A 14,537-nucleotide genomic window follows, 5' to 3' on the forward strand; every position below is an offset into this window, starting at 1 on the left:
GATGTGCTCCTCTACTCCTCCAGGTCCGTCATCCGTAGATGAGGGCCGATCGGAGTCTGCGACGGAGCCTGTCGCCAGGTCACTAGTCGTCGACCGCCGCAGCGGCGACATGTCGTCAGGTGGACAACTGACGTCCACCGAGGGTACGTGCCACGGTCACCGGCGGCTGCCGCGCCAGCCGTGCACCGGAAGGCCGAACTTCGCGACCAGCCGGTCGGTGAACGGGCGGGGCCGCAGCCGCACGATGCGCACCGGCAGGGCGCCCCGACGCACCGTCACCCGCGCGCCGGGTGGCAGGTCGTACACCCGTCGCCCGTCGCAGGAGAGCACGGCGAGGGTGGTGAACGGGTCGACGGTGATCACGAAGGTGGACGTCGGGGCCGTCACCAGCGGGCGGCTGAACAACGCGTGCGCGCTGATCGGCACCAGCAGCAGCGCCTCCACCTCCGGCCAGACCACCGGGCCACCACCGGAGAACGCGTACGCGGTGGAGCCGGTGGGGGTGGCGCAGACGACGCCGTCGCACCCGTAGCGGGACAGCGGCCGCCCGTCCACGTCGACGAGCAGTTCGAGCATCTGCGCCCGCTCGCCCTTCTCCACGCTGATCTCGTTGAGCGCCCAGGACTCGATGGTCGGGCCACCGTCGAACTCGGCGGTGACGTCCAGGGTGAGCCGCTCGTCGACGGTGTAGTTGCGCGCGACGACGTCACTGACCGCGATGTCCAGGTCGTCGATCTCCGCCTCGGCCAGGAAGCCCACCTTGCCGAGGTTGATGCCGAGCAACGGCGCCTTCGCCGGCCGGGCCAGCTCGGCGGCGCGCAGGAAGGTCCCGTCCCCACCGAGCGCGAAGACGATCTCGGCACCCTCGGCGGCCTGCGGGCCGGCGACCGGCACCACACCCGGCAGATCAAGGTCGTCGGCCTCGTCGGCCACCACCCGTACCTCGAAACCCGCGGCGATCAGGTCGGCGGCGACCGACCGGGCGTGTTCCGTGCTGCGCCGACGGCCGGTGTGGGTCACCAACAGCGCGGTCCGGCTCATCGGGCCGCCCGCCCCGGGCTGCGTTCCGTCGCTGTCGCCTCGGCGCGGCCGCGTGTCCCGCGGGCCGTTCCGGTGCCCTCGCTGCGCGCGTTCACCCTGCGACCTCCTCCGCCACGTCCGGCACGTCGCCGGCCGTCGTCGGGCCGTCCGGCCCGGCCGCCACCACGGCCCGCACCCGCTGCGGATCGGCCGGTGGTGCGCCCCGGCGCAACCATACGAAGAACTCCACGTTGCCGCTCGGGCCGGGCAGCGGGCTGGCCGCCACGTCGGCCAACCCGAGACCGAGCCGCGCGGCGGCGGCGGCCACGTCCAGCACCGCTTCGGCGCGCAGCTCCGGATCGCGGACCACGCCACCGGCGCCGACCCGATCCTTGCCGACCTCGAACTGCGGCTTGACCATCAGCGCCAGGTCACCGTCGTCGCGGGTGCAGCCGGCCAGCGCCGGCAGCACCAGCCGCAGCGAGATGAACGACAGGTCGGCCACCGTCAGGTCGACCGGCCCGCCGATCGCGTCAGGATCGAGGGTACGGACATTGGTGCGTTCCAGGACGCGGACCCGCTCGTTGGTGCGCAGCGACCAGGCGAGCTGCCCGTAGCCGACGTCCACGGCCACCACCTCGGCGGCGTCGGCGCGCAGCAGCACGTCGGTGAAGCCACCGGTCGAGGCGCCGGCGTCCAGGCAACGCCGCCCGGCGACGCTCAGCCCACCGGCCCCGAACGCGGCCAGCGCGCCCGCGAGCTTGTGCCCGCCCCGGGAGACGTACTCGTCGGTCGGGTCCGCGCCGGTCACCAGGAGCGGATCGGCGGGGTCGACCATCGCGGCGGCCTTGCGCGCGACCACCCCGCGCAGCTGGACCCGGCCGGCCTCCACCAACGCGGCGGCCTGCTCCCGGGAGCGGGCCAGACCGCGGCGGACCAGTTCGGCGTCCAGCCGGTTGCGACGTGCCATGGGTGGTTCTCCGGTCTGCTCAGGCCTGGTCGTACCGCTCAGGTCTGGTCGATGGTGGCGAGGGTCTCGCGCAGCGTCTCGTAGGCCGCCTCGTACTGCGCGATCTGGTCAGCCGGGGCGAGCGTCGCCGCGTTGGCCATTGCCTGCACGGCGGCGTCCACCGCCGGGTGCCGCGCCAGGTCGTCCTCGACGTCCGGCAGCGGGCCGGGGCGTGCGCCCGTCGGAAGACCGGGGCGTGCGCCCATCGGAGGACCGGGCCGGGCGGCGAACGACCCGCCGGGCGGCGGACCGGGCCGGCTCATTCGGCACCGTCCGGCGGCTGCTTGCGGGCCGCCTTCTTGGCCGGCATGGTCGCTGGAGTCGGGGCATCGTCGGCCGTCGGGCTGATCGTCGCTGGCGGCTTCTTCGCGACCGCCTTCTTCGCGACGGCCTTCTTGGCCACGGCCTTCTTCGCCATCGCCTTCTTCGCCACCGAGGAGACTGGGGCACCCGCCGAGGCGTCCGACGGCACGAGGCCGGTGCCGGGCCGCGCGGCGAGGGTCGGGTCGGGTTGCTCCCTGGGGCCGGCCGTCGGCGCGTGCGCCGGCTCAGCGGCGCGCGCCTCGCGTAGCTGCCGTTCCAGGTCGTGCACCCGTCGGGTCAGCTCGGCCACCTCGTCGGAGGTGGCCAGGCCGACCGCGCCGAGGGCCCGGTCGACCTCGAAACGAACCAGCTTGGTCAGCGCCTCCCGGTTGGCGGCGCCGGTGCTGACCAGTTCCTCGCCGAGGGCCTGAAGTTGGGCGGCGGTCGCGCCGCCGGAGCCGACGAGGCGACGTGCCACGTCCTGGGCCTTCTTCCGCGGCGCCTCCGCAAGGCCCATGGCCAGCTCGAGGTAGGCGCGCCACGCGTCCTGCATGCCTGAGTCCTTCCACGGGGGGCGGGGTGTGCAGGTGTCACGCTACCGGGCACCCCGGGCCGTCCCGTGCGGTACGGTGCCGAGGACGGTGTGGCGATCAACGAGGGGGAGATGTGGCCAGCGTGGACGAGTGCCGGCAGGCGTTACAGGAGCTGGCCGCCCGGTTGGATCGCAACGCCGAAACGGTGCGCGAGCGCATCGACCTGGACCGGACGCTGGCCTGCCGGATCACCGACCTGGACACCGCGTTCCACGGCCGGATCGCCGACGGTCGCCTGGTCGAGTTGACCGACGGCGACGACCCCAAGGCCAAGATCGCCCTGAGCACGTCCAGCGACGACCTACTCGCCCTGGTCCGGGGCGACCTGGACGTCACCGGCGCGGTGGCCTCCCGCCGGGTGTCGATCAAAGCCAACCCGCTCGACCTGCTGAAGTTGCGCAAGCTGCTCTGAGGCGCGACCCGGTCAGGTGACCGGGTCAGGCGGCGGCGGTCAGACCGAAGCTTTCCAACGCGTGGGCCGCGTCCGGGCCGATCGGACGAATCTTCGGTGGCGCCGGTGCCGACCAGGCCGCCGCGCAGAGCGCGGCCAGCGCGTCCAGCGGCCGACCCGACCCGGCCAGCTCGATCGTGCTGTCGTGGCCGGTCACGGACCAGCCGCCAGCGTCCGTCGGTCCCGGGACCCGCACGGCGGCAGCCGGGTCGAAGAGCCCCGCCAGGTCCCTCGCGACGTACGTGGGGCGCCGCTGCGGCCCGGCCGCCAGCAGGTCGGGTACGCCGCTGACGCCGGTGAGCACGAGCAGGCTGTCCAGTCCGGCACGGCGCGCGCCCTCGATGTCGGTGTCCAGCCGGTCGCCCACCACCAGACTCCCGCCACCGCCACTGCGCCGGGCGGCGGTCTCGAACAACGCCGACTCCGGCTTGCCGACCACCACGTCGGGATCCCGCTCCAGCGCGGTACGCAGCACGGCGACCAGCGAACCATTGCCCGGCAACGGCCCCCGCCCACTGGGCAGGGTCCGGTCGGTGTTGGTGGCGATCCAGAGCGCACCGGCGCGCACCGCGACCGAGGCCTCGGCCAACTCGGCCCAGCCGACCTGCGGGCCGTACCCCTGCACCACCGCGGCCGGATTCTCGTCGGCCTTGCTGACCGGGGTCAGGCCGACCGCGCGCAACTCCGCGCGCAGTGCCTCCGCGCCGACAACCAGCACCGGCGCGCCGGCCGGCAGGCGGTCACGGAGTAGCTCGGCCGAGGCGGCAGCGGAGGTGAGTACCTCCTCCGGCCGGGCCGGCACACCCATCCCGGTCAGCAGGTCGGCGACCTCGCTGGACCGGCGCGACGCGTTGTTGGTGGCGTACGCCACCGCCCGCCCCTCGGCGTGCAGTCGGGCCACCGCCTCGACGGCGCCGGGGATCGGCCGGTCGATCAGGTAGATCACACCGTCCAGGTCGAAAACGACCAGGGTGTACCCGTCGACCAGCCGCTCCCCCGCGCCCGCGTTCATCGCTGCGTCGACCCCGACTCGTCGTCCCGGACCGGAGTGGTCCCGTCGACGTTCGCCGCGTCCCCGGACGTCACGCTGCTGTCAACAGCGGTGTCCGCACCGCTGTTGTCGGCCTCGTCCGGGTGACGGTCCTCGTCATCGTCGTCGAAGTCTTCGTCTTCGTCGTCTTCGTCGTCTTCGTCGTCTTCGTCGTCGTCTTCGTCGTCGTCTTCGTCGTCGTCTTCGTCGCCGGTCAGGTCGGCGTCCGGTCGGGCCGGCACGGCGCCGGGAGCGCCCGGACCAGCTGCGATCTCCTCGGCGGCCTCGTCCTCGTCGTCACCCTCGATGACCACACCGTCGAGTTCCAGCAGCCGCTCGGCAGCGTCGGTCTCGCCCTCGGTGTCAACGTCGGCAGCGCGGGAGAACCACTCGCGGGCCTCCTCGCGCCGGCCCACGGCGAGCAGCGCGTCGGCGTACGCGTACCGAAGCCGGGCCGTCCACGGCACAGTGGCCTCGCTGGTCAGGTCCGGGACCTGCAGCATCGCCACGGCGGCGTCCTTCTGGCCGAGATCACCGCGAGCGCCGGCGGCGACGATCAGCAGTTCGATCGCCACAGCCTGGTCCAGCTTCTCCCGGTCAGCGCCGCGGAACAGGTCGATGGCCCGCTCCGGCCGGCCCAGGGCCCGCTCACAGTCCGCGAGCACGGCCAGGTGGCTCTGCAGCCCGCTCATCCGGTGGTACGTGCGCAGCTCGGCGATCGCCGTCTGCCACTCCCCCGCGTGGTACGCGGCCAGGCCGACGGCCTCACGGACGGCGGAGATGCGCGAGGCGAGCCGCCGGGCGGCAAGCGCGTGCGCCAACGCCTCGGCCGGGTCCTCGTCGATCAGCTGCCCGGTCGCGACCAGGTGCCGGGCCACCGTCTCGGCGACCGGCTTGTTCAGCGAGAGCAGCTCAGCGCGGACGTCCTTGTCGAGATCGGTCGCGACGATGTCGTCCGGCAGCGCCGGGGCCGAGCTACGCCCGCCCTCGAACGACTCGGAGCCGCGAGCGCGGTCGTCACGGCGGAACTCTCCCTCACGACGCGGCCGCTCGTCGGCCCGGGAAGCACCCGCACGGTCGCCGCCGCCCTCGCGGTCACCACCCCGGTAGCCGCCACCCTCGCGGGGCGCACTCGGACGGGAGCCGTCACGGTCACCGCCACGGAAGCCGCCCTCACGACGGTCACCACCGCGGAAGCCGCCCTCACGGGGCGCGCCGCCCTCGCGGCGATCCCCACCACGGAAACCGCCTTCGCGATCGCCGCCGCGGTAGCCGCCACCCTCGCGGGGACCACTCGGCCGGGTGCCCTCGCGGTCACCGCCACGGAAACCACCCTCACGGCGGTCACCGCCACGGAAGCCGCCCTCACGGGGCGCGCCGCCCTCGCGGCGATCCCCACCACGGAAACCGCCTTCGCGATCACCGCCGCGGTAGCCGCCACCCTCGCGGGGACCACTCGGCCGGGTGCCCTCGCGGTCACCGCCACGGAAACCACCCTCACGGCGGTCACCACCGCGGAAGCCGCCCTCACGGGGCGCGCCGCCCTCGCGGCGATCCCCACCACGGAAACCGCCTTCGCGGTCGCCGCCACGGAAGCCACCCTCACGGGGCGCACCCGGACGGGAGCCGTCACGGTCGCCACCACGGAAGCCACCTTCACGACGGTCACCACCGCGGAAGCCGCCCTCGCGGTCGCCGCCACGGAAGCCGCCCTCACGACGGTCACCACCGCGGAAACCACCCTCACGGGGCGCGCCGCCCTCGCGGCGATCCCCACCACGGAAACCACCCTCACGGGGCGCGCCGCCCTCGCGGCGATCCCCACCGCGGAAACCGCCTTCGCGGGGCGCGCCGCCCTCGCGGCGATCCCCACCACGGAAACCGCCTTCGCGGTCGCCACCACGGAAGCCACCCTCACGGGGCGCACCCGGACGGGAGCCGTCACGGTCACCGCCACGGAAGCCACCTTCACGACGGTCACCACCGCGGAAACCACCCTCGCGGTCGCCACCACGGAAGCCACCCTCACGCGGAGCACCTGAACGGGAGCCGCCACGGAAGCCACCTTCACGACGGTCACCACCACGGAAGCCACCCTCGCGAGGCGCACCCGGACGGGAGCCGTCACGGTCACCGCCACGGAAGCCGCCCTCACGACGATCGCCACCACGGAAACCACCCTCGCGGTCACCGCCACGGAAACCGCCGCCCTCACGCGGAGCACCAGGCCGGGAGCCGTCGCGGAAGCCGCCTTCGCGACGGTCGCCGCCACGGAAGCCACCCTCACGGTCACCGCCGCGGAAACCGCCCTCACGGGACGGGCCGGAGCGGGCGCCACCCTGGTAGCCGCCCTCACGACGGTCACCGCCACGGAAGCCACCCTCACGGGGCGCGCCGCCCTCGCGGCGATCCCCACCACGGAAACCGCCTTCGCGGTCGCCGCCACGGAAGCCGCCCTCGCGACGGTCGCCGCCACGGAAGCCACCCTCACGGGGCGCACCCGAACGCGTTCCGTCACGGTCGCCGCCACGGAAGCCACCCTCACGCGGCGCACCCGAACGCGAACCATCACGGTCGCCACCACGGAAGCCACCCTCACGCGGAGCGCTGGACCGTGAACTGTCCCGGTCACCACCACGGGAACCAGAGTCGCGGCCGCCGGCGTATCCGCCTCGGGCGCCGCCACCGCTGTCGCGGTCTCCCCGGTACGGGGGCCGGTCTCGGTCATCGCGGCGCGGGCCGCCATCGCGTCCGCCCGCGCCGTCAGTACGGTCTTCGTAACGACGGGGACGGTCTCCGCCCTGCGGTCCTGAACTCACAGGTACATCCTTCCTGATTGCGCCACCAATGGCGCTACGCAGTCGAGGGCCGACCCGGATGGGGCGGCCCTCGACTGGAAGATTGTCCGGCGGCGTCCTACTCTCCCACACCCTCACGAGTGCAGTACCATCGGCGCTGGAGGGCTTAGCTTCCGGGTTCGGAATGTAACCGGGCGTTTCCCCTCCGCCATGACCGCCGTAACTCTATGAACATATCAAACAACCCCGGCACACACTCACGGGTGTTCGCTTGTTCAGAGTTGCACAGTGGACGCGTAGCAGCTTAGTAGTCAAGTCCTCGGCCTATTAGTACCGGTCAACTGAACCCGTTACCGGGCTTACATTTCCGGCCTATCAACCCAGTCGTCTAGCTGGGGGCCTTACCCCACCAAAGGTGGGTGGGATACCTCATCTTGAAGCAGGCTTCCCGCTTAGATGCTTTCAGCGGTTATCCCTTCCGAACGTAGCTAACCAGCCGTGCCCTTGGCAGGACAACTGGCACACCAGAGGTTCGTCCGTCCCGGTCCTCTCGTACTAGGGACAGCCCTTCTCAAGTATCCTACGCGCACGGCGGATAGGGACCGAACTGTCTCACGACGTTCTAAACCCAGCTCGCGTACCGCTTTAATGGGCGAACAGCCCAACCCTTGGGACCTGCTACAGCCCCAGGATGCGACGAGCCGACATCGAGGTGCCAAACCATCCCGTCGATATGGACTCTTGGGGAAGATCAGCCTGTTATCCCCGGGGTACCTTTTATCCGTTGAGCGACACCGCTTCCACTCGCAAGTGCCGGATCACTAGTCCCGACTTTCGTCCCTGCTCGACCTGTCAGTCTCACAGTCAAGCTCCCTTGTGTACTTGCACTCAACACCTGATTGCCAACCAGGCTGAGGGAACCTTTGGGCGCCTCCGTTACCTTTTAGGAGGCAACCGCCCCAGTTAAACTACCCACCAGACACTGTCCCTGAACCGGATAACGGTCCGAAGTTAGATACCCAAATCAACCAGAGTGGTATTTCAAGATTGCCTCCACCCATACTGGCGTATGGACTTCACCGGCTCCCACCTATCCTACACAAGCTAATTCGAGTACCAATGTCAAGCTATAGTAAAGGTCCCGGGGTCTTTCCGTCCTGCCGCGCGTAACGAGCATCTTTACTCGTACTGCAATTTCGCCGGGCCTGTGGTTGAGACAGTGGGGAAGTCGTTACGCCATTCGTGCAGGTCGGAACTTACCCGACAAGGAATTTCGCTACCTTAGGATGGTTATAGTTACCACCGCCGTTTACTGGCGCTTAAGTTCTCCGCTTCGCCCCGAAGAGCTAACAGGTCCCCTTAACGTTCCAGCACCGGGCAGGCGTCAGTCCATATACATCGAATTACTTCTTCGCATGGACCTGTGTTTTTAGTAAACAGTCGCTTCCCCCTGCTCTCTGCGGCCATACAACGCTCCACCCGCGCGGGGCTTCACGTCTCCGGCCCCCCTTCTCCCTAAGTTACGGGGGCAATTTGCCGAGTTCCTTAACCACAGTTCGCCCGATCGCCTCGGTATTCTCTACCTGACCACCTGTGTCGGTTTGGGGTACGGGCCGCTAAGAACTCGCTAGAGGCTTTTCTCGGCAGCATAGGATCACTGACTTCACCTGAATCGGCTCGGCATCACGTCTCAGCCTATATGTGTTGCGGATTTGCCTACAACACGGCCTACACGCTTACCCCGGCACAACCACCGGCCGGGCTCAGCTACCTTCCTGCGTCACCCCATCGCTTGACTACTACCCATCAGGTTCCCACGCTCCCCACCCTCAACCCGAAGGTCTTGGATGGATCGGGTGGTTAGCACAACGAGGTTCATCAGGGACGCTCTTTCGCGGGTACGGGAATATCAACCCGTTGTCCATCGACTACGCCTCTCGGCCTCGCCTTAGGTCCCGACTCACCCAGGGCGGATTAGCCTGGCCCTGGAACCCTTGGTCATCCGGCGGAAGGGTTTCTCACCCTTCTTTCGCTACTCATGCCTGCATTCTCACTCGTGCCGCGTCCACAACTGGGTCACCCCGCTGCTTCACTCGCGGCACGACGCTCCCCTACCCATCCACACACCTGCACAAGGAATCAAGTCCAAGCGAGGATAAAATGTGAATGCCACAGCTTCGGCGGTGTGCTTGAGCCCCGCTACATTGTCGGCGCGGAACCACTTGACCAGTGAGCTATTACGCACTCTTTAAAGGGTGGCTGCTTCTAAGCCAACCTCCTGGTTGTCTATGCGACCCCACATCCTTTTCCACTTAGCACACGCTTAGGGGCCTTAGCTGGTGATCTGGGCTGTTTCCCTCTCGACTACGAAGCTTATCCCCCGCAGTCTCACTGCCGCGCTCTCACTTACCGGCATTCGGAGTTTGGCTGATTTCGGTAAGCTTGTGGGCCCCCTAGACCATCCAGTGCTCTACCTCCGGCAAGAAACACGCGACGCTGCACCTAAATGCATTTCGGGGAGAACCAGCTATCACGGAGTTTGATTGGCCTTTCACCCCTAACCACAGGTCATCCCCCAATTTTTCAACATTGGTGGGTTCGGCCCTCCACGCGGTCTTACCCGCGCTTCAGCCTGCCCATGGCTAGATCACTCCGCTTCGGGTCTAGGACACGCGACTGAATCGCCCTATTCAGACTCGCTTTCGCTACGGCTCCCCCACACGGGTTAACCTCGCCACATGCCACTAACTCGCAGGCTCATTCTTCAAAAGGCACGCCGTCACCCCGCAAGGCTCCGACGGATTGTAGGCGAACGGTTTCAGGTACTATTTCACTCCCCTCCCGGGGTACTTTTCACCATTCCCTCACGGTACTTGTCCGCTATCGGTCACCAGGAAGTATTTAGGCTTACCAGGTGGTCCTGGCAGATTCACGGCAGATTTCAGGGGTCCGCCGCTACTCGGGAACACCCACAGAAGGTCAGCAACTTTCACCTACCGGACTCTCACCGTCTACGGTCAGCCATTCCAGACTGTTCGACTAGCCACTGACTTTGTAACTCCTCGAGTGCATGTCAGTACACTCAGCGGGGTCCCACAACCCCGACCACGCAACCCCTGACAGGTATCACACGCAGCCGGTTTAGCCTCGATCCGCTTTCGCTCGCCACTACTCACGGAATCACTAAATTGTTTTCTCTTCCTACGGGTACTGAGATGTTTCACTTCCCCGCGTTCCCTCCACACACCCTATGTGTTCAGGTGTGGGTGACACCACATGACTGGTGCCAGGTTTCCCCATTCGGACACCCTGGGATCACAGCTTGGTTGACAGCTCCCCCAGGCCTATCGCGGCCTCCCACGTCCTTCATCGGCTCCTGGTGCCAAGGCATTCACCGTTCGCCCTTGACAACTTGACCACAAAGATGCTCGCGTCCACTGTGCAATTCTCAACAAACGACCAACCCACAACCCGATCCGCCCCACACCAAACCCAGTCCTCAGACCAGCGGTATGTGGGGCCAGGCCATGCCTGGCAACCTCACGAACCCACAGGCTCGCTACGGCTCCGAAAAAACAACCAACGGTTGTTCCTTCAGGACCCAACAGGGTGCTTACATTCTCCCCCAGCCGCACCGGTCACCTCGTTCCCACCACCCCGAAGAGCAGCTGTACTAGACGCAACCCGGCCGTTGCCAGGGCAAAACTTGCCAGTGTCTCCGCCATCTGAGCACCCCGACCCAACATTCGTAGGCCGCGGGCTCCTTACCGACTTTCGTCGGAAGGTGCTCCTTAGAAAGGAGGTGATCCAGCCGCACCTTCCGGTACGGCTACCTTGTTACGACTTCGTCCCAATCGCCAGCCCCACCTTCGACGGCTCCCTCCACAAGGGTTGGGCCACCGGCTTCGGGTGTTGCCGACTTTCGTGACGTGACGGGCGGTGTGTACAAGGCCCGGGAACGTATTCACCGCAGCGTTGCTGATCTGCGATTACTAGCGACTCCGACTTCACGGGGTCGAGTTGCAGACCCCGATCCGAACTGAGACCGGCTTTTTGGGATTCGCTCCACCTCGCGGTATCGCAGCCCATTGTACCGGCCATTGTAGCATGCGTGAAGCCCTGGACATAAGGGGCATGATGACTTGACGTCATCCCCACCTTCCTCCGAGTTGACCCCGGCAGTCTTCGATGAGTCCCCGCCATAACGCGCTGGCAACATCGAACGAGGGTTGCGCTCGTTGCGGGACTTAACCCAACATCTCACGACACGAGCTGACGACAGCCATGCACCACCTGTGACCGCCCCCGAAGGACCCCCCATCTCTGGAGGTTTTGCGGCCATGTCAAACCCAGGTAAGGTTCTTCGCGTTGCATCGAATTAATCCGCATGCTCCGCCGCTTGTGCGGGCCCCCGTCAATTCCTTTGAGTTTTAGCCTTGCGGCCGTACTCCCCAGGCGGGGCGCTTAATGCGTTAGCTGCGGCACAGGGAACCGGAGAGGCCCCCCACACCTAGCGCCCAACGTTTACAGCGTGGACTACCAGGGTATCTAATCCTGTTCGCTCCCCACGCTTTCGCTCCTCAGCGTCAGTATCGGCCCAGAGACCCGCCTTCGCCACCGGTGTTCCTCCTGATATCTGCGCATTTCACCGCTACACCAGGAATTCCAGTCTCCCCTACCGAACTCTAGCCTGCCCGTATCGACCGCAGGCTTGGAGTTGAGCCCCAAGTTTTCACGGTCGACGCGACAAGCCGCCTACGAGCTCTTTACGCCCAATAAATCCGGACAACGCTCGCACCCTACGTCTTACCGCGGCTGCTGGCACGTAGTTGGCCGGTGCTTCTTCTGCAGGTACCGTCACTCTCGCTTCGTCCCTGCTGAAAGAGGTTTACAACCCGAAGGCCGTCATCCCTCACGCGGCGTCGCTGCATCAGGCTTCCGCCCATTGTGCAATATTCCCCACTGCTGCCTCCCGTAGGAGTCTGGGCCGTGTCTCAGTCCCAGTGTGGCCGGTCGCCCTCTCAGGCCGGCTACCCGTCGTCGCCTTGGTAGGCCATCACCCCACCAACAAGCTGATAGGCCGCGAGCCCATCCCAAGCCGAAAAACTTTCCACCCCCAGCCATGCGGCCGAAGGTCCTATTCGGTATTAGCCCCGGTTTCCCGGGGTTATCCCAAAGCTTGGGGCAGGTTGCTCACGTGTTACTCACCCGTTCGCCGCTCGAGTACCCCGAAGGGCCTTTCCGCTCGACTTGCATGTGTTAAGCACGCCGCCAGCGTTCGTCCTGAGCCAGGATCAAACTCTCCAACAAAAAATTAGTTGAACAGCATCCTGACAACAAACAAATGTTGCCAAAGGAATCCCAACCAGCCAGAAAAACTGACCAGTCCGGGGTATAAATCATAATTGGCACTGGCTTTACAAGCACCCTGTTGAGTTCTCAAAGAACAACCACACACCGATCAAAAGCCCCACCTCAGTGGAACCCCATCTCGGGGCTTTTCGTACCGCGTCCCTCGCGCTTTCAGCGCCAGGCACTTTTACTACGTTACCCGCTGGTTTCCGCTGTGTCAAACCGGTGTTTCGCGGTTCGTCATACTTCGTCCAGTCATGCGGGCGCCATGTCTCAACCGGCTTGCGCCGATCTTGTCATGGATTCGGCAGGCCGGCCGCTGCGGTATCCCGCAAGCTCGCCCGGTTCCCTGCCGGTCGTTAACCTTACCCGGTCGGTTCCGCCGCACCAAATCCGCCTCGCGGCGAACCTTGGGGGCACCACCCGGGACCGGAACCGGAGAGAACAACCTCCGACCCGACGGTCACTGCCTCGCTCCGGCCTCTCAGGCTTTCGCCTGTTTCGTCCGTTCCGCGCTGGCAGAGAGAAAGTTACGCGTCCGGCGGGATGATCGTCAAATCCGCCGGACGCGTCCCCCGTCACATCGTCGACAGACGACTATTCGCCCAGCTCAACGCCCGCGAACGAGCGCTTGCCCCGGCGCAGCACCAGGTAACGCCCATGCAGGAGATCGGCCGGCGAGACCGCGGCGTCCACCTCGGTCACCCTGTTGTTGTTGACGTAGGCGCCGCCCTCGGCGATCACCCGGCGGGCTTCCTTGAGGCCACTCACGAGGCCGGAGTCCCGGAGTAGACCCGCCACATCCGGCAATTCGCCGGAGAGGCGCACCAGACCGGCCTCGGTCAACGCCGCGCGAAGCGTCTCCGGGGCCAGGTCGTCCAGCGACCCACGCCCGAAGAGCGCCTGACTGGCGGCGATCGCCTGTCGGGTCTCCTCAGGGCCGTGCACCAGGCTGGTCAGCTCCTCGGCGAGTGCCCGTTGCGCCAGGCGGGCCGCTGGCCGCTCGGCGGTCGCCTTCGCCAGCTCCTCCAACTCGTCACGGGTGCGGAAGCTGAAGTAGCGCAGGTAGCGGTCGACCTCCCGGTCATCCACGTTGACCCAGAACTGGTAGAACGCGTACGGGCTGGTCATCGTCGGGTCGAGCCAGACAGCGCCACCCTCGGTCTTGCCGAACTTCGTGCCGTCGGACTTGGTGACGAGCGGCGTGGTGAACGCCTGCACCGGCCCCTCGCCACGTCGACGTACGTAGTCGACGCCGGCGGTGATGTTGCCCCACTGGTCGGACCCACCGAACTGAAGCTGGCAGCCGTGCCGGCGGTGCAGCTCGAGGAAGTCGTTGGCCTGCAGCAGTTGGTAGCTGAACTCGGTGAAGCTGATGCCCGTCTCGAGCCGGGCCCGCACCACCTCCCGCGCGAGCATCTTGTTGACCGGGAAGTGCTTGCCCACGTCGCGGAGAAACTCGACCACCGACATCTCGCCGGTCCAGTCCAGGTTGTTGACCACCTGCGCCGCGTTCTCGCCGGTGTACGACACGAAGGGCGCCAACTGCTCGCGAATCCGTTCGACCCAGCCGGCGATCACCTCGGGCGGGTTGAGTGTCCGCTCGGCGTTCGCCTTCGGGTCACCGATCTGCCCGGTCGCGCCGCCGACCAGCAGCAACGGGCGGTGGCCGGCGAGTTGAAGCCGGCGGGCCATGGTGACCTGCATGAGCGAGCCGACGTGCAGACTCGGCGCGGTGGGGTCGAAGCCCACGTAGTAGGTGGCGGCGCTCCCACCGTCGAGCAGCTCGCGCAGCTCGTCGAGGCCGGTCGAGTCCTGGATGAGGCCACGCCAGAGCAGGTCGTCGGTCAGGGAGTCCCGCCCGGGCGGCGGGAGGCTGCTGTCGGTCACGGTCACCGATTCTCCCCCATCGCCGGTACGGACCCGTACCGGGTTTGGTACAACCCGCCCCGGTTAGGCTTGCGCACCGTCGATCAAGGAG

At 67.1% G+C, this 14,537-nt stretch carries 9 protein-coding genes and 3 rRNA genes; 2 read left to right on the forward strand and 10 right to left on the reverse strand.

What is annotated here, in order from left to right:
• Positions 1 to 156 precede the first annotated feature (156 nt).
• From ACQEUX_RS13215 to ACQEUX_RS13230, 4 genes are all read right to left on the reverse strand, one after another.
• Complete coding sequence (locus tag ACQEUX_RS13215) at positions 157 to 1,041, reverse strand: NAD kinase (protein ID WP_433046297.1); 885 nt, start codon at positions 1,039 to 1,041, stop codon at positions 157 to 159.
• A 91-nt stretch (positions 1,042 to 1,132) separates the two neighbouring features.
• Complete coding sequence (locus tag ACQEUX_RS13220; protein WP_433046300.1) at positions 1,133 to 1,990, reverse strand: TlyA family RNA methyltransferase; 858 nt, start codon at positions 1,988 to 1,990, stop codon at positions 1,133 to 1,135.
• 38 nt (positions 1,991 to 2,028) lie between these two features.
• Positions 2,029 to 2,292 carry a hypothetical protein gene (locus tag ACQEUX_RS13225; RefSeq protein ID WP_433046303.1) on the reverse strand — a complete coding sequence of 88 codons (264 nt, stop codon included), beginning with the start codon at positions 2,290 to 2,292 and terminating at the stop codon, positions 2,029 to 2,031.
• Positions 2,289 to 2,885 (reverse strand): phasin family protein, encoded by a 597-nt coding sequence (locus tag ACQEUX_RS13230; RefSeq protein ID WP_433046306.1) that lies wholly within the window; start codon positions 2,883 to 2,885, stop codon positions 2,289 to 2,291. Before ACQEUX_RS13230 ends, ACQEUX_RS13225 begins: the two co-directional genes overlap by 4 nt.
• Positions 2,886 to 2,998: 113 nt before the next feature.
• Here ACQEUX_RS13230 and ACQEUX_RS13235 point away from each other — a divergent pair, with 113 nt between their 5' ends.
• Positions 2,999 to 3,337: an alkyl sulfatase C-terminal domain-containing protein gene (locus ACQEUX_RS13235; protein ID WP_433046309.1), complete on the forward strand. Its 339-nt coding sequence runs from the start codon at positions 2,999 to 3,001 to the stop codon at positions 3,335 to 3,337.
• 25 nt (positions 3,338 to 3,362) lie between these two features.
• Here ACQEUX_RS13235 and ACQEUX_RS13240 read toward each other — a convergent pair whose 3' ends face one another.
• Both ACQEUX_RS13240 and ACQEUX_RS13245 read right to left on the reverse strand, forming a co-directional pair.
• Complete coding sequence (locus ACQEUX_RS13240) at positions 3,363 to 4,388, reverse strand: HAD-IIA family hydrolase (protein ID WP_433046312.1); 1,026 nt, start codon at positions 4,386 to 4,388, stop codon at positions 3,363 to 3,365.
• On the reverse strand, positions 4,385 to 5,284 hold the full coding sequence (locus ACQEUX_RS13245) for a Replicase polyprotein 1ab (protein ID WP_433046315.1): 900 nt from the start codon (positions 5,282 to 5,284) through the stop codon (positions 4,385 to 4,387). The genes ACQEUX_RS13240 and ACQEUX_RS13245 overlap by 4 nt, the downstream gene beginning before the upstream one ends.
• On the opposite strand from ACQEUX_RS13245, the gene ACQEUX_RS13250 reads away from it, so the two are divergent.
• Entirely contained in the window at positions 5,273 to 6,448 is a 1,176-nt protein-coding gene (locus ACQEUX_RS13250) for a hypothetical protein (protein WP_433046318.1), read from the forward strand. The genes ACQEUX_RS13245 and ACQEUX_RS13250 overlap by 12 nt on opposite strands.
• 861 nt (positions 6,449 to 7,309) lie before the next feature.
• Here the strand turns inward: ACQEUX_RS13250 and rrf are convergent.
• The 4 genes from rrf to tyrS all read right to left on the reverse strand — a co-directional run bounded on the left by rrf (position 7,310) and on the right by tyrS (position 14,446).
• A 5S ribosomal RNA gene (rrf, locus tag ACQEUX_RS13255) occupies positions 7,310 to 7,426 on the reverse strand.
• A gap of 85 nt (positions 7,427 to 7,511) precedes the next feature.
• Positions 7,512 to 10,622, reverse strand: a 23S ribosomal RNA gene (locus ACQEUX_RS13260).
• A 377-nt stretch (positions 10,623 to 10,999) separates the two neighbouring features.
• A 16S ribosomal RNA gene (locus ACQEUX_RS13265) occupies positions 11,000 to 12,514 on the reverse strand.
• The 16S, 23S and 5S rRNA genes sit together here, the layout of an rRNA operon.
• Before the next feature lie 639 nt (positions 12,515 to 13,153).
• The gene (gene tyrS / locus ACQEUX_RS13270) at positions 13,154 to 14,446 is read right to left on the reverse strand and encodes a tyrosine--tRNA ligase (RefSeq protein ID WP_433049799.1); all 1,293 of its coding nucleotides are present in this window, start codon (positions 14,444 to 14,446) and stop codon (positions 13,154 to 13,156) included.
• Positions 14,447 to 14,537: the final 91 nt, after the last annotated feature.

This window comes from Micromonospora sp. CA-259024 (assembly GCF_050936255.1).
Taxonomy (GTDB): domain Bacteria; phylum Actinomycetota; class Actinomycetes; order Mycobacteriales; family Micromonosporaceae; genus Micromonospora.